14 protein-coding genes are annotated in these 16,302 nt (G+C 59.2%); 10 read left to right on the top strand and 4 right to left on the bottom strand.

Annotated features, from left to right (window positions below; genetic code table 11):
- The first annotated feature begins 76 nt into the window (after positions 1–76).
- Positions 77–2,152, top strand: a complete 2,076-nt coding sequence (glgX, locus tag QD357_RS19035) for a glycogen debranching protein GlgX (protein WP_183939272.1) — start codon at positions 77–79, stop codon at positions 2,150–2,152.
- 48 nt (positions 2,153–2,200) lie between these two features.
- Here glgX and QD357_RS19040 read toward each other — a convergent pair whose 3' ends face one another.
- From QD357_RS19040 to QD357_RS19055, 4 genes are all read right to left on the bottom strand, one after another.
- Positions 2,201–2,623 carry a PIN domain-containing protein gene (locus QD357_RS19040; protein WP_183939274.1) on the bottom strand — a complete coding sequence of 141 codons (423 nt, stop codon included), beginning with the start codon at positions 2,621–2,623 and terminating at the stop codon, positions 2,201–2,203.
- Positions 2,620–2,886, bottom strand: coding sequence for a type II toxin-antitoxin system Phd/YefM family antitoxin (locus QD357_RS19045; RefSeq protein ID WP_183939276.1), 267 nt, complete (start codon positions 2,884–2,886; stop codon positions 2,620–2,622). The genes QD357_RS19040 and QD357_RS19045 overlap by 4 nt, the downstream gene beginning before the upstream one ends.
- A gap of 87 nt (positions 2,887–2,973) precedes the next feature.
- Positions 2,974–4,074, bottom strand: coding sequence for a YihY/virulence factor BrkB family protein (locus tag QD357_RS19050; RefSeq protein ID WP_414124749.1), 1,101 nt, complete (start codon positions 4,072–4,074; stop codon positions 2,974–2,976).
- A 129-nt stretch (positions 4,075–4,203) separates the two neighbouring features.
- Positions 4,204–6,477 carry a cation:proton antiporter gene (locus QD357_RS19055; protein ID WP_414124750.1) on the bottom strand — a complete coding sequence of 758 codons (2,274 nt, stop codon included), beginning with the start codon at positions 6,475–6,477 and terminating at the stop codon, positions 4,204–4,206.
- 492 nt (positions 6,478–6,969) lie between these two features.
- Between QD357_RS19055 and QD357_RS19060 the strand changes: the two genes are divergently transcribed.
- The 9 genes from QD357_RS19060 to QD357_RS19100 all read left to right on the top strand — a co-directional run bounded on the left by QD357_RS19060 (position 6,970) and on the right by QD357_RS19100 (position 16,288).
- Entirely contained in the window at positions 6,970–7,686 is a 717-nt protein-coding gene (locus tag QD357_RS19060) for a GntR family transcriptional regulator (RefSeq protein WP_183939280.1), read from the top strand.
- Positions 7,683–8,594, top strand: a complete 912-nt coding sequence (locus tag QD357_RS19065) for a dihydrodipicolinate synthase family protein (protein WP_414124751.1) — start codon at positions 7,683–7,685, stop codon at positions 8,592–8,594. Before QD357_RS19060 ends, QD357_RS19065 begins: the two co-directional genes overlap by 4 nt.
- The gene (locus QD357_RS19070) at positions 8,587–10,104 is read left to right on the top strand and encodes an aldehyde dehydrogenase (RefSeq protein ID WP_414124752.1); all 1,518 of its coding nucleotides are present in this window, start codon (positions 8,587–8,589) and stop codon (positions 10,102–10,104) included. Before QD357_RS19065 ends, QD357_RS19070 begins: the two co-directional genes overlap by 8 nt.
- Positions 10,101–11,447, top strand: a complete 1,347-nt coding sequence (locus tag QD357_RS19075) for an NAD(P)/FAD-dependent oxidoreductase (protein ID WP_183939286.1) — start codon at positions 10,101–10,103, stop codon at positions 11,445–11,447. The genes QD357_RS19070 and QD357_RS19075 overlap by 4 nt, the downstream gene beginning before the upstream one ends.
- 78 nt (positions 11,448–11,525) lie before the next feature.
- The gene (locus tag QD357_RS19080) at positions 11,526–12,377 is read left to right on the top strand and encodes a glycine betaine ABC transporter substrate-binding protein (RefSeq protein ID WP_183939288.1); all 852 of its coding nucleotides are present in this window, start codon (positions 11,526–11,528) and stop codon (positions 12,375–12,377) included.
- Positions 12,378–12,463: 86 nt separating this feature from the next.
- Entirely contained in the window at positions 12,464–13,555 is a 1,092-nt protein-coding gene (locus tag QD357_RS19085; RefSeq protein WP_414124753.1) for a quaternary amine ABC transporter ATP-binding protein, read from the top strand.
- 14 nt (positions 13,556–13,569) lie between these two features.
- Positions 13,570–14,418 (top strand): ABC transporter permease, encoded by an 849-nt coding sequence (locus QD357_RS19090; RefSeq protein WP_414124754.1) that lies wholly within the window; start codon positions 13,570–13,572, stop codon positions 14,416–14,418.
- The gene (locus tag QD357_RS19095; RefSeq protein WP_183939294.1) at positions 14,415–15,272 is read left to right on the top strand and encodes an ABC transporter permease; all 858 of its coding nucleotides are present in this window, start codon (positions 14,415–14,417) and stop codon (positions 15,270–15,272) included. The genes QD357_RS19090 and QD357_RS19095 overlap by 4 nt, the downstream gene beginning before the upstream one ends.
- A 17-nt stretch (positions 15,273–15,289) precedes the next feature.
- Entirely contained in the window at positions 15,290–16,288 is a 999-nt protein-coding gene (locus tag QD357_RS19100; protein WP_414124755.1) for a 4-hydroxyproline epimerase, read from the top strand.
- Positions 16,289–16,302 lie beyond the last annotated feature (14 nt).

The following is a 16,302-nucleotide window of genomic DNA, read 5'->3' on the forward strand; positions in this document are numbered from 1 at the left end:
CATCCACAGCATCCCGCCCGCCGGAACAAAGCGTCTCGTTGGGGTGTTTTGGAATGCACCCAATGAAGAGGCCTGCATGACACAAGACGGAAAGCGATATGCAATTGAACAGGGTGATTTTACGCAACTAGGAGCCAATTATGATGGGCAGGGCGTCAACTTCGGGCTCTTCAGCGCCTATGCGGAAAAGGTCGAACTCTGTCTTTTCGACGAAACCGGAACGCAGGAGATCGAGCGGATTGTCCTGCCGGAATTCACCAACGAGATCTGGCATGGCTATGTTCCAGGCCTGAAGCCAGGCGCTCTCTACGGTTACCGTGTTCACGGGCCGTTTGATCCGGAGAACGGTCATCGCTTCAATCCGAACAAGCTGCTCGTCGACCCTTACGCCCGTGAGCTCGTGGGCGATGTGGGATGGTCGCAAGCGCATTTTGCCTACACCCTGGATGACGAGCTGAAAGATCTATCCTTCGACGAGACCGACAGCGCACCTCTGATGCCGAAGTGCCGCGTCATCGATCTCAATCATAAGGACGAAATCTTCTGCCCAAAACCATCCGTTCCCTGGTCCCGGACGATTTTCTACGAATCTCACGTCAAGGGACTGACGATGCTTCATCCAGATATTCCGGAGGAGCTGCGCGGCACGTTCGACGGGTTCGGCCAAAAAGCGATCGCCGATTACATCAAGAGCCTAGGCGTTACCTCGATCGAGCTGCTGCCGATCCACTTTTTCCCGGATGACAGGCATCTGCTCGACAAGGGCCTCAGCAACTATTGGGGCTACAATACGCTCGCCTTTTTTGCCCCGGCTTCCCGCTATTACGGCCCGAAAGGCTTCGCGGGTTTCCGCGAAATGGTGCGCACCTTTCACGATGCCGGGATCGAAGTGATCCTCGACGTCGTCTACAACCATACCGCCGAAGGCAACGAGCTTGGCCCGACCCTTTCGTTCAAAGGCATCGACAATTTTTCATATTATCGCACGCTGCCGGACATGCCCCGCTATTACATCAACGACACGGGTACCGGTAACACCATCAATACCTCGCACCCGCGCGTGCTGCAGATGGTGACGGACTCGCTTCGCTATTGGGCCGAAGAGATGGAAGTGGACGGCTTCCGCTTCGATCTCGGCACGATTCTTGGCCGAGAACCGCAGGGCTTCGACCAGCGCAGCGGCTTTTTCGATGCGGTTGGCCAAGATCCAGTCCTCTCCAAAGTCAAGCTCGTTGGCGAGCCATGGGACATCGGTCCAGGCGGATATCAGGTCGGCGGCTTTCCGCCGGGCTGGGCAGAGTGGAACGACAAATATCGCGATACGATCCGTGACTATTGGAACGGTACCCCGGGCACGACAAGAGAGTTTGCTGCGCGTATCCTCGGCTCGGGCGATGTCTATGACCTGCGTGGGCGCCGGCCATGGGCGAGCGTCAACTTCGTCGCGGCCCATGACGGCTTTACCCTCAACGACCTCGTCTCCTACAACGACAAGCATAATGAGGCGAATGGCGAGGGCAACGAAGACGGCCACAATGACAATCGCAGTTTCAATTATGGTGCCGAAGGACCAACGGACGACGAGGGCATCAACGCGACGCGAGATCGCCAGAAGCGGAATTTCCTGGCGACCCTGTTCCTCTCGCATGGGACGCCGATGTTGCTTGCCGGCGACGAATTCAGCCGCAGCCAAATGGGCAACAACAACGGCTATTGTCAGGACAACGAGCTTAGCTGGCTGCATTGGCAGGATCGTTATGAAAGCGCCGAAGTCCTACGAGCCTTCACCAAACGCCTGGTTGCTCTGCGACAGGATCATTCGATCTTCAGACGGGAGAATTGGCGCGATGGCTTGATTGTCAGGTGGCTCAATCCCGACGGTGGCGAGTTTGCCGAAGAGCATTGGGATGACGAGGCAAGCACKACCATTGGACTGCGTCTGTGGCGCGACCACCCCATCGAGGAAGGCTGGGACGACGTGCTCCTCCTCTTCAATCCTCAGGACGAAGATGTCCGTTTCAGCCTGCCGGATGACAGACGCTGGGTTCTGGAACTCAGCACATCCGATCCGATGGCGAAGGGGGCGGACGCAATCGCCGACCAGAGTTTGCAGCTCGAAGCCCGAAGCTTGGCGGTTTTGCGGCCGATCTGAATTGGTTCGTCCAACATACCCTGACCAAACCCGCCGACCTATGTGATGTCACCCGATCCAGGGATCCGCCAACTCAATCCCGAAGCCTTCGAAATCTCTTATGTTGCGCGTTGCAAGGGTGAGATCGTGAGTAATCGCCGTGGCTGCGATCAGACCGTCCATTGATGACAGGCCGCGGCCGTTCCGCTTTGCAAGGCCCATCAGGTCGCCCCAGGCCATGGCAATCGGTTCGTTCACAGGGAGGACGCGATGCTCGAAGCGTTGCGGCAGGTCCTGGGCAAGCCATTCGGTCAGCGCGTCGCGCTTCCGCCCGCTATCCATCAATGCAACCCCACGTCTGATCTCGGCAATCGACACGACGCTGATGAATGAGCGATCTTCGTCGAGGCTATCCAGCCATTGCAGGACCTGCGCATCAGGACGCGGCCTTGTCACCTCAGACAAGACATTGGTGTCCAGCAGAAGTCTCACAGCGAAAGATCACGTGGGTCGTCGCGCTGACGTTCGAGATCCAGATCGGCGCCACGTAGGGGCGACTCCATCAGAAACTCCGCAAGCGTGCCCTTGCGCGCAGTTTTCCGGTGCCATTCTTCGGCAGAGACGACAACGACACTTGGCTTGCCGTTTCGCGTAATAGTCTGCGGCGCGGATTGCGCGCGTTCGATGAGCTCAGACAGCTTCGCCTTTGCGCTGGCGACGGTCCAGCTTTCCTCGCCTTGTGACAATGGCCGCATTGCTCATTTCCTGACCATGATGACTATAATGACTATATAAGGCCAGACTTGGTAAGTGGCAAGATTGGCCGGACGTTTCGCTGCCGCTCAAACCGAAGATTTCCCAATCGTATCGGCGACCTGGGCACCGCGACTTCCCATGGGAAGTGCAGGGCCGATCGTCGTGTCGACTGCCGTCTGGTGCTCCAGTTCCGCGTTGACTTCCGCCCCGACCAAAAGGATCACCACGGACAGCCAGATCCAGATCAGAAAACCGATCAGAGCGCCAAGTGTGCCATAGGTGGCATCGTAGTTGGCGAAGTTCTTGAGATAGACAGAGAAGAGGAGCGACATGGCGATCCAGCCTGCGGTTGCCAGGGCGGCTCCCCAGGTGAGCCATCTCACCTTCGCTGGTTCGCGGCTTGGGCCAAACCGGTAGATTGCCGTCACCGCAACGATCATGAGAACCAGCAGAATTGGCCAACGCACGATCAGCGCGAGGTTCTCCTTCCATTGATCGAGCCAAAGGAAAGACAGGACCAGCGGCAAGATCGCGACCGCACCAATGACCAACATGGCCGCCAATATTGCAGACAGCGTAAAACAGAGTGCGACGAGATTGAGGCGGACCAACCCACGTTTTTCTGCTTCTTCGTAAGCAACGTTCATCGCGTCGAAGAGCGCCAATGTGCCGCTGTGGGTACTCCACAAGGCTACCCCTAGTCCAAGAAACAAAGCCACGCTCAGCGCTCCGTTTCGCCGCTCGACGAGATCGTTCAGTCGATCGGCAATCATCTCAAAGGCGCCGGGTGGCAGGAGTGGGGACAGGGAACGAAGATGCTCGCTGATGCTCGCAGGATCGGCAATGAAGCCATAGAGCGAGACGAGTGCCGCAAGTGCGGGAAAGAGCGCAAGAAGGAGATAAAAGGTCACCCCCGCGGCAATGAGCGAAATGCGATCGTCGCTAACCTCATGGACGACGCGCCAGAACACATCGCGCAAGCCGCGGACCGGTATTTGCTCCGGAACGGCTGCAAATCGCCCGAGTTCCCGGTCGAGCGTGTCATCTCGAGCAACAGAAGGCTCGGCCCGGACATGTGCGTGTTTCACGAAGGCGCGAGCTAAAAGCAAGGCGGCAATCGCAATGGCACTCATTCGGAATAGGGAATGCGTGTGTTTAGGCCGGCCACCGTGGAGACGTTTTCTCATCGGGCTACTCTTCATCAGGCTGCCCATCGCTTTGCGGTAACGCTTGACCTGACGAAAAGATGCGTCGGGCGTCGCAATGCACGATCGGAGAATCATCAGCGGGCGGAGGAGGAGATTGCCATCCCGATGCTATTTTTCAGCTTCAATGACGACGATCGATCTATCCGAGGCATCGATCAATGAGTTGGCAATCCCGCCATAGGAAAGCCTTGTGCCCGCTTGCCTGCTGACGCCCAGTACGATCAGATTGGCTCGACGTCGCCGCGCGTTCCGCAATATGGCCAGCTCCGGCGATGCTCCTCGTTGAACCGTCTTGCGAATGTCGAGATCATAATATGCGGCAATTTCGTCGACCCGCTTGAAGGCTTCTCGGTGAAGATCGCTGATATCGCTGAGGCGCGGCATCCGGACAAGCTGCTGTGGATCGGTCACGTACACGACGGCGATCTCACACCCAGCAGCTTTTGCGATTGCCGAAGCGAACTCGACGGCGCGGGTCGAGCGCTCCGTCCCTGACACTGGAATGAGGATGCGAAGTTCATTGTCATTCTCGGGTAGCCGCCCTCTGCTGAAGGTGATTGCTACGGTTMCCTGAAATGAAGACGTCATCTTTGTAAAACGTTCGGCCAGCCCCCCAGCATCCGCGACAGCAGGTTCGGCCCCGATGATCATCAGGTCGTGTCCTTTCTCGGCGCTTTCGGAAAGTGCTCGCTCCAAATCGCCGCTTTTCTTTCTTGCGGTGACGTGGACGTCCGTGGATGTGGCAGAGTCGGCGTCGGATTGCGCCACCGCCTTCGTTGCGGTTGCCTTGACCTGATCTACAAACGTCGCGAGGCCGTCTGCATCCGACCGCTCGTCGCTCGGCTGCCCTTCGGTTTCGTCGTCAACGCGCAGCACCGTCACAGGCATCTGCCTGACTGCGGCTAGGAACCCCGATATTCTGGAGGCCAAGTTGGCATTTTTAGACCGGTCGACCGCCAGCAATATGCGTTCGAATTTGGCGAGGTAGCTCGCTTTTTCAAACTCCTCGCTCTCCAGCCGGTTCTGTTCCTCCGGTCGAACGGGCAATCGCGCAAGCGCCCATCTCAAGGTCGGCGGCATGAGCATTGTCGTGACCACGGCCATTGCGACAATGATAGAAAACAGCCGTTGATCAAGGACGCCGACGGAAAGTCCGATGGAAGCAACGATCACCTCGGTAGAACCCCTCGCGTTCATACCGCAGCCAAGCGCGATGGCTTCCGAAGTCGAGAAGCCCCCGAAACGGCCGCCGAGAAACGCGCCGCCGAACTTTCCGATGCTGGCGATGACAATCAAGCCACTTGCCAGCAATAGGATGGCGGGATCTCTGAGGACGGTGAGATCCGTTTGAAGCCCGGTGAGACCAAAGAACACCGGCATGAATAAAGCCGTCGTCAGCGCGCGAAGCTGCGTGTCTATTTGACGTGTCAGTATGGGCGATTGTCCGACGAGGATTCCGGCGACGAATGCACCCAGCACCGTATGAACGCCGATTAAATTGGTGATGATGGCCATGATGCCCATGACCGCGACAATGGCGCTCAAGACGGGCAGATCGCTTTTGAATCGGTCGTTCGTCCAGCGGATGATCTCGAAGACGACACGTCGTCCGATCGTGAAACTCACGCCCATGAACACAAGCGTGCCGATTACGCTCTTTGCAAGCGTCGGCAGCTCAACGGCGCCTTTTTCGGCAAGGGAGAAGGTGACCGAGATGATAACCCAGCCCACCGTGTCGTCGATGATGGCGGACGCGACGATCAGTTGACCGATGTTTCTCCTCATGAAGTCCATTTCGCGAACGACGGATGCAACGATTTTCACCGACGAAATGGAAAGCGCCGTTCCGAGGAACAGCGAGGCCACAAGTCTTTTCTCGGGATCGGGAAGCAAGCTGTCCGGAAGGAGTTCGCCAAGCGCAAAACCGGCTGCGAAGGGGACGACGATGCCCGTGAATGAGATGCCGAATGCAGCGCGCCGCATCCGTCGCGCCAGCCCCAGATCCGTTTCCATGCCGGCCAGCAGAAGCAGAAAAAGGATGCCGAGCTGCGCCACCGCATTGATCATACCCTTTTGCGCATCGCCGGCCGGAAAAAGCACGGCCTGAAAGTCCGGCCAAATCTCACCGAGAACGGACGGACCAAGCAATACGCCGCCGATGATTTGGCCCATGATCGACGGTTGCCCGATGCGCACCATAAGTTCGCCGAGCAAACGCCCAACGACGACGAGGACGATAATTTGAGTGAGGAAAAGACCTTCGGAGGGCGTAGCGGCGCTCTCTCCATTCGCGGCGAACGCCGACGTCGCAACGGCTGCACACAGTAGCAAGCCGATCAAAATGGAACCTGGGTAGCGTTTTCCGAAATTCATGGATCTCATGAGGGCCTTGCTCACCGCGGAAAAGCGTCTCGATGCATTCAGCTCTTTACGCCAATGACTTGCGCATTTTGGGCTTGCTGGATCTGGTCGCCATGGCGCTCTTTCTTGTGAAGGGACATGGCGAGTTAACGCGGCCCTTGAGGGGGAGTTCCTTTCGATGATCCCGCTCCAGACCTGACGTCGATCAACCGGTCCTAAACGTCAGGAGAGGCAAGTCTCGGATTTTGCTTGCTGGAACGACCGCCGTGCTGGGCGGCCGGGCGATCACGACCTCAATTTGCTGGGCACCCAGTCGGAAACGATCCACCGGACTTCATTCTTCAAAAGATAGCTCTGGCGCCGTGCTAGGGCCGCGGCAGATCAACTTGCGCTCCCAAGAATTGTATTTTCTGTGAACATTCATTGTGTACAAAGAGTACACAATTGTTGACTCGAGCGCCGACGCGTGCAATGATCCTCGTCATCAGGAAAGACGCGGACCGGAGTTTTCCCATGGCGAAGACCGTTAAGAGCAACCTCTATGAGGACCTGAAGCGTCAAATCCTGACGATGGAGCTGGATCCGGATACTGATCTCGATGAGGCGAGCCTCAGTGCGCGTTACGGCCTTTCGCGCACCCCGGTTCGGGACATTTTCCGGCGTCTGGCGGGGGAGGGGTATATCGACATCCGCGAGAACCGCGGGGCCCGGGTCATTCCGATGAACCACGCTACGCTGCGGAACTTTTTTCTGGTTGCGCCGATGATTTACGCGGCGATCGGCCGCCTAGCGGTGCAGAACTTCAAGCAATCCCAGCTTGCCGATCTGAAGCAGACGCAGGAGCGTTTTCGCCAGGCCAGCAAGGATATGGATGCGTTTACGATGGTTCTCGAGAACAACCGCTTCCATGAAATCTTCGGCGAGATGTCGGCCAACGACTATCTGCAGCCGAGCCTCGGCCGGCTCCTGATCGACCATGCGCGCATCGGACACACGTTCTTCCGTCCGAGAACTCAGGACATGAGGCGGCGCCTGCAGGTGGCGGTCGAGCACCATGACAATTTCATCGAGGCCCTTGGCTCCCACGACGAAGACGCCGTCGTCGACCTGGTTTTCGAGCATTGGGAACTGTCCCGCGAGAACATGGAAATGTTCATAGCGCCACAAGGACTTAAGGCGGATGCGCTGATCGGCGGTCCGAGCGTGCAATCATTGGAGAAATCATCGTGAAGTTTGAAGGCATCTATACGCCTGCGGTGACGCCGCTGAGCCCGGATGGGCAGATCGACAGGAAGGGTTTTGCGGCGGTGCTGGAGTCGCTGATTGCGGCCGGCGTGCATGGCATCATCGTCGGCGGATCGACCGGCGAATATTACGCCCAGAGCAGCCAGGAGCGGTTTGAGCTTGGCGCCTATGCCAAGGAGGTGATCGGCACCCGGCTGCCGCTGATCATCGGCACCGGCGCGACGCGCACCGAAGATTCGGTCGAATATGCCAAGGCGGCCAAGGAGATCGGCGCCGATGCCATCCTGGTGTCGTCGCCGCCTTATGCTTTGCCGACGGAGCGCGAGAATGCCGTTCATGCGCTGACCGTCGACCGCGCCGCCAACCTGCCGATCATGCTCTACAACTATCCCGCCCGCATGGGTGTGATGATGGGTGAGGAGTATTTTGCCCGCGTCGGCAAGTCGAAGAATGTGGTGGCGATCAAGGAAAGCTCCGGCGACGTGGGCAACCTGCATCTGCTGGCCAGGAAGTTCCCGCATATCGGGCTTTCCTGTGGCTGGGACGATCAGGCGCTGGAATTTTTTGCCTGGGGGGCGAAGAGCTGGGTCTGCGCCGGCTCCAACTTCCTGCCGGGCGAACATGTCGCGCTTTATGAGGCTTGCGTCCTCGAAAAGAACTTCGACAAGGGCCGGGCGATCATGACCGCCATGCTGCCGCTGATGGATTTCCTCGAATGCGGCAAGTTCGTGCAGTCGATCAAACATGGCTGCGAGATCATCGGCCTGAAGGCCGGTCCGGTGCGCGCGCCGCTGCGCGGCCTGACCTCGGACGAAAAGCGAACCCTTGAGACCGTCGTTGCCAACCTGAAGCGCACGGTCGCCCAGATCACCGCGGGAGCCAACTATGCATGAACCCTTGACCGCAACGGAATATAAGGCGCTCGCCGCCGGCCTTCAGTTCCCGACGAATGCTTTCATCGACGGCGCCTTCCGTCCGGCCAATTCCGGCAAGACGTTCAAGACGACCAATCCGGCAACCGGCGAGGCGCTGGCGGAGATCGCCGCCTGTGATGGCAGCGACGTCGACTATGCCGTCGCCAAGGCCAAGCAGGCCTTCGACGATGGCCGCTGGCGCCAGCTCACGCCCGGCGACCGCAAAACCATCCTCCTCAAGCTTGCCAAGCTGCTGGAAGAAAACCGCCACGAACTCGCCGTCATGGAAAGCATCGACAGCGGCAAGCCGGTCCGCGAGTGCCAGACCGTCGATGTCCCGGACACGATCCACACGATCCGCTGGCATGCCGAGCTGATCGACAAGCTTTATGACAACACCAATTCCGTTGGTCCCAATGCCTTGGCGATGGTCGTTCGTGAACCGATCGGCGTCGTCGCCTGCGTGCTGCCGTGGAACTTCCCGCTGCTGATGCTCGCCTGGAAGATCGCGCCGGCACTCGCCGCCGGCTGCTCGGTGATCGTCAAACCCGCCCAGGAAACGACGCTGACGACCTTGCGCGTCGCCGAGCTTGCCCATGAGGCCGGCATTCCGGCCGGTGTCTTCAATGTCGTCACCGGCAGCGGCAGGGACGTTGGCGAACCGCTTGGCCTGCATATGGATGTCGACATGGTGGCCTTTACCGGCTCGACCCCGACCGGCCGGCGCTTCCTGCATTATTCGGCCGATTCCAACCTGAAGAAAGTCGTGCTCGAATGCGGCGGCAAGAACCCGGCCGTGGTGCTGGAAGACGCCGAAGACCTCGATCTCGTCGCCGAACAGGTGGTCAACGGCGCCTTCTGGAACATGGGCGAGAACTGCAGCGCCTCCTCGCGCCTCATCGTTCATGCCAGCATCAAGGACGAACTCCTCAAGCGGATCGGCGCCTATCTGCGCGAATGGAAGACCGGCGATCCGCTCAATCCGGAAAACCGCATCGGCGCCCTGGTCAGCAAGAGCCACTTCGAGAAGGTGCGCTCCTTCCTCGACGACGTGACGAGCGAGAAGCTCTCGCTGGCCTTTGGTGGCGAAACGCAAAGCGGCGTCTTTATCGAACCGACGGTGGTTGACGGCGTCACGCCCGCAAGCCGCCTGTTCAAGGAGGAGATCTTCGGGCCGATCCTGTCGGTGACGACGTTCAACTCCCTCTCCGAAGCCGTCGCTTTGGCCAACGACACCAATTACGGCCTGACGGCATCGGTCTATACCGGCAGCCTGCGCAATGCGATCCGGGTGTCGCGCGACATCCGGGCCGGTCTCGTCACCGTCAACTGCTTCGGCGAGGGCGACGCGAGCACGCCGTTCGGCGGCTACAAGGAGTCCGGCTTCGGTGGCCGCGACAAGTCGGTCTTTGCCCACGACAACTACTGCGAACTCAAGACCATCTGGATCGACGTCTCCGAACGTGCCGTCGATGAGGCAATCAGATGAGCCGACATGTGATCAAGCGCCTGCCGATCGATACCGGCGTTTCGGGATGGGAGGCGATCAGCGAACGCGCCTATCCCGCCACGGCGCTTGACCACGACATCACTGCGGACTGGCTGATTGTCGGTGGAGGATTTGCCGGCCTGTCCGCGGCACGGCGCCTCTCGCAATTGCGGCCCCAAGATAAGATCGTCATTCTTGAGGCTCGTGAACTCGCAAAGGGACCAGCCGGAAGGAATTCCGGCTTCATGATCGACGTGCCGCATAGTCTCTCTTCCGGCGAGTACTCGGTTGCCGACGAGCAATCCACCAAGGAAGAGATCAAACAGAACCGCTTGGCGATTGCCTTTGCAGCGGACGCTGCGGCCGAGTACGGCCTGTCCAGGGAAATATTCGATCCGTCGGGCAAGGTAAACGCGGCTGCGTCGGACCGAGGCCTGGGGCTCAACGAGAATTACAGAAAGTCTCTTGAGAAGATCGGCGAAGACTATCGCGTCCTCGATGCCGATCAGATGCGCGAAATGACCGGCTCGCACTATTATCGGGGAGGGCTCTATACGCCAGGAGCCGTGATGATCCAGCCGGCGGAGTATATTCGCGGCCTGGCGCAGGGATTGCGATCGAAAGTCGGTATTTACGAACATTCGCCGGTGCTGGAGCTTTCGCGCGAAGGAAAGCTCTGGAAGGCCAGGTCAAACCGCGGGTCCGTGTCCGCACCGAAGGTCATCCTGGGTGTAAACGGCCACATCGAAAGCTTCGGCCACTTCCGCAGACGGCTGCTGCACATCTTCACCTACGCGTCCATGACCGCCGCCTTCTCCCAGAACGAGTTCGGAGGCGACGTTACTGGTGTCGATCGGTGGGCGCTGCTGCCGGCGGACCCCATGGGGGCGACCGTGCGCAAGGTCACCACAAATGGGCGTTCCCGGATCGTAGTAAGAACGCGGTTCACATACGACCCAAGCCTCAGAGTGTCGGATAGGCGCGTCGCCGGCGTGGCCGCCGAGCAGCGCCGGTCGTTCGATGCCCGTTTCCCGGGGCTGAAGGCTTTGCCGATGGAATATAGCTGGGCCGGCGCGCTGTGCCTCAGCAGAAACCATGTGCCGGCATTTGGCGAGGTCGAAGAAGGGCTGTTTTCCGCGTGCTGCGAAAATGGCCTCGGCACGGTCAAGAGCACGCTGGCAGGGATGATGGCTGCCGATCTGGCTGTTGGGGCCAATAGCCGTGAACTCGATCAATACAGGAATCAACCGGAACCGACCAGGCTGCCGCCCGAGCCGATCGCATGGCTCGGCGTGAATTCGGTCATCCGGTTCCAGGAATTGCGTGCAGGCCGCGAGGGATGATCCGTCGCCGCGCAATGTGAGGATCGGGCCGCGTTCTGATCTTCAGAAGAACGGGAACGAAAACTAGGAGAAAGAATAATGAAAGCTTTGTGGAAGGCGCTTTGCGCCGCTGCGATGATCGGGATGAGCATGCTTCCAGCTCATGCGGAAGACAAGAGCATCACCGTGGGCACGATGTCCTGGGAAGACCTGACACCGATCACCGGGATTACCAAAAAAGTGCTGGAGGATGCCGGCTACACGGTGAAGGTCGTGCCGTTCTCCGAATGGGGCATTGCCTATGCGGCGCTTAGCAAGGGTGACATCCAGATCCTTGCATCTCAGACCGACTACGTAGCGCAAGACTATTGGGAGAAAAACAAGAAGCGTCTCGAAAAGATCTCCCCCGTCTCGCACGGTCTGTATCAGGCGATCGCCGTCCCGAACTATGTGACGATCGACTCGATGGATCAGCTCAATGACAATGCCGACAAGTTCGGTGGCAAGATCGTCGGCATCGAGCCGGGCTCMGGTTTGATGCGTGACGCTGCCAATGCCGTGAAACAATACGGCCTCAAGCTGCAGCTCGTCGAAGGCAGCACTGCCGCAATGACCGCTGCGCTGAAGTCGGCGATCGACCGCAAGGAATGGGTCGCAGTCACGATCTGGGAACCGTCCTGGATGATGCAGAAATACCCCGTCAAGTTCCTCAAGGATCCGAAGGGCATCTTCCCGCCGCCGCAGAGCTACTACTGGGTCGGCAAGAAGGGCTTTTCCGAGGAGCACCCCCACGCCCGCGAAGTCATTGCCAGCGTCTATGTGCCGCTTGCTGATATCACCGCGATCAATGGCGCTGTCAGCGACGGCAAGACGATGGACGATGCCGTCAAGGACTGGACCGCGAGCCATGCCGATCTTCTGAAGCGGTGGGAGAATATCAAGAGCGAATGATGTGAACGGCGGGTCGCCGTTTGGCGACCCGCATCTCTCAATGAGCACAAACAGGTCGGCGATGGACTGACCCGCGGGGGAACGCAATGAACACTGTCGTGAATAATGCCAACGAAATCCTGGTCGATTGCCGGAGCGTCTGGAAGATATTCGGCGCCCGTGCTCCGGCTGCCGTAAAAGCCGTTTCAGAGCGCGGCCTTTCCAAAAAGCAGGTCCTGGACGAATTCAACTGCGTAGTCGGTGTCGCCGACGCCAGCCTCCAGGTCCGCCGCGGCGAGATATTCTGCATCATGGGGCTTTCTGGAAGTKGAAAATCCACCTTGGTTCGCCTCCTCAATCGTCTTATCGAGCCGAGCCTTGGCAACATCGCCGTCAAGGGCAAGGAGATTGCCAGGCTCAATGCCGCGGAGCTGCGCGACATGCGGGCGCGCAACATTGGCATGGTCTTCCAAAGCGTGGCCCTGCTCCCCAATCGCACGGTCCTCGAGAATGCTGCGTTTGGCTTGGAAGTCCGCGGCGTGCGCAAGGACGAGCGCAACAAGACTGCGCGCACGGCGCTCGACAAGGTCGGGCTTTCCGACTGGACGTTGCGATATCCCTCGGAATTGTCAGGCGGCATGCAGCAACGCGTCGGCCTTGCCCGCGCATTGGCCGCCGATCCCGAGATCATTCTCATGGACGAGCCGTTCAGCGCGCTCGATCCACTCATTCGCCGCCAATTGCAGGACGAGTTCCGGCAACTCACGAAATCGCTCGGCAAGTCCGCGGTCTTCATCACGCATGACCTCGAAGAGGCCATCCGTATTGGTGACAGGATCGCCATCATGAAGGACGGCGTCATCGTCCAGGTCGGAACCGCAGAAGAGATCGTAACGAAGCCCGCCGACGCTTATGTCGCTGATTTCGTGGCGGGCATATCCAGAATTCATCTCGTCAAGGCGCATTCGGTGATGCGGCCGATCGCAGAATACAGGAGCCTGCAGCCACAGCATGACGTGAATGCGCTCCTCCAGACCACTCCGGAAGCCGATATCGGCGAACTCATCGATCTCACGATGAAATCGGAGCGCGATGCCTTGGCCGTCGTCGACAATGGTTCCATCGTCGGCGTGGTCACGACCCGCGGGCTGCTTCGCGGTGTCGCCGGATCCCCAGAGCAACCACATGTGACAGCCTGAGAGGACGGACGCAAATGGACATCTCGGTCATTGCGGATACATTCGATGCCTGGACCGACGACGCGCTAGGCTGGATCAGCGACCACGGCGACTGGTTGTTCGACCCATTAAGGACAGCGCTAGAGGGAACCTACAACGGCGTTCTCTGGCTCCTTCAACTCCCGCCGTTCTATGTCATCGCCATTATCGGGGCGCTGCTCGGTTGGCGGCTGATCAACCTTGCATCCGGGCTTCTCGCCGGCTTCGCTCTCTTCTTCTGTGCGGTCATGGGGCTTTGGGCCGAAACCATGAGCACCCTTGCACTGGTGACCACCGCCACGATCTTCGCCTTAATGATCGGAATCCCTGTGGGGATTGTCGCTGGGTTTTTGCAGTGGTTCGACAGGTTCCTGGAGCCGATCCTCGATCTCATCCAGACGATGCCCCCCTATATCTACCTTCTTCCTGCCATTGCGCTGCTTGGATTTGGTCCTGCAACCGCGCTGGTTGCGACCTTCGTCGTCGCAGCACCCCCTGCAATTCGCTTGACCTCGCTCGGCATCCGCATGACGCCACCGGCCTTCATCGAACTCGGTCAGGCAAGCGGTCTGACACCATGGCAGATGTTTACGAAAATTCGGCTGCCATTTGCGATTCCAAGCGTCATGGCAGGCGTTAACCAGAGCTTGATGATGGCGTTCGGCATGGTGGTGATCGCCGGCATCGTCGGTTCCGGCGGCCTCGGCCAGACCATCTACGGCGCCGTGCGCACGCTCGATATGGCGACATCGATCAATGCCGCGATCGCAATCGTCATACTGACCATGGTGCTCGACAGATTGACACAGAGTGCGGCCCGCCGCACCAAGGTAGGTGCAAGATGAACCTCGACCTCTTACGGTTCTCGCCCGGTCTATATTTTGCTCCCTCCGTCGACTGGCTGAACACCAATTTCCATCCGCTCTTCGAAGCCATCACCAAGCTTATCGAAGCAGTGCTTAGCGCCTTGGAATCCGCTTTACTCTACCCACCTCCATATGCGCTCATTGTCGCAGCGGTCCTTATCGTGGCCTTCGCGATCAGCATCAGGGCTGCCGTGGTGACAGCCGTCGCCCTTGCCTTCTGCTTTCTGGCGGGCCTTTGGGCAGCGTCTATGCAGACACTCGCCCTCGTAACGGTGGCGGTCGCCATTTCGGTCTTGATTGCCTTTCCCCTCGGCATCCTTGCTTCGCGTCGCAAAGGCTTCGAGGTCGCCATAAGGCCGGTGCTCGACATCATGCAAACGGTACCGCCGTGGGTTTACCTCATTCCGGCTGTCATGATCTTCAGTCTCGGCCGCGTACCGGCGATCATCGCCACGATCATCTATGGCGTGCCGCCGATGCTTCGTCTGACGACGCTAGCATTCAATCAGGTGCCGAAGGATCTTCTCGAACTCGGCCAGGCAACCGGCGCACCACCGCGTGCGATCCTGCTCAAGATCGAGGTACCGTCTGCGATGCCGACCCTGCTCGTCGGCCTCAACCAGTGCATTCTTCTTTCGCTGGCCATGGTCGTCCTTGCCGGGCTTGTTGGCGCTGGCGGGCTGGGAGCTGAGGTGACCCGGGGCCTGACCCGAATGGAAATGGGTCTTGGCCTGCGCGCCGGGCTCGCCATCGTCGCCATCGCGATCCTGCTCGACAGGCTTTCAAAGGGGGCACTTCAGGGACGCGCACGGTCCCCGGCCAAGAGCGCCTAACCGGAAAGATTTAGAGAATGCGTCACAGCTTCTTCTGCATAGACTCACACGCCTGCGGCAACCCCGTGCGGCTCGTTGCCGGCGGCGGCCCGCTTCTGCCGCACGCCCCAATGGGCGAGAGGCGAGAAATATTTCTTCGAGACCATGATTGGGTCCGCAAGGCGCTCATGTTCGAGCCGAGGGGACATGACGTCATGTCCGGCGCGATCATATATCCCGCCCACCGCGACGATTGCGACATTGCAGTGCTCTTCATCGAAGTCAGCGGTTGCCTGCCGATGTGCGGGGCAGGGACGATCGGGCTCGTGACTGCTGCGATCGAGGAAGGCCTCGTCCAGCCGCGTGAACCCGGAAAGCTCTCGATCGAAACCCCGGCCGGAAGAGTCGACGTCACTTTCGAAACGAGCGGAAATCATGTCGATTCCGTCCGGCTCTTCAATGTGCCGAGCTACCTCCACAAAGCGGACGTTGAGGTGAATGTGCCCGGCTTGGGACGTCTGCACGTCGATATTGCCTATGGCGGCAACTACTACGCCGTCGTGGAGCCGCAGGAAAATTGGAGCGGCCTCGACGGCATGAGCGCGGCCGATATCGTCGGCTGCAGCCAGAAGCTCAGGTCGGCTCTTGCGGATATATGCGATCCGATCCATCCGGATGATGCCCGTATTCGCGGAGTTCACCACGCGATATGGTGCGACGGCCCGGTCAACGACGTCTCCGATGGCCGTTGCGCAGTTTTCTATGGCGAAAAGGCCATCGACCGATCGCCGGGTGGCACCGGCACATCGGCACGAATGGCGCAATTGCATGCCAAAGGACGCCTGGCCGTCGGATCGGCATACCGTCACGAAAGCCTGATCGGAACCATCTTCGAAGGCCGGATTGAAGCCGAAGTTGGCATCGGGGCCTATAAAGGCATTCTTCCGAGCATAGGAGGCTGGGCGCGCGTCATCGGCCACAACACGATTTTTGTCGACGATCGTGATCCGCTCGCGTACGGCTTCCAGATTCGATAAAGTAAATCTTCGAG

The organism is Rhizobium sp. BR 317 (assembly GCF_047445835.1).
Taxonomy (GTDB): Bacteria; Pseudomonadota; Alphaproteobacteria; order Rhizobiales; family Rhizobiaceae; genus Rhizobium; species Rhizobium paranaense.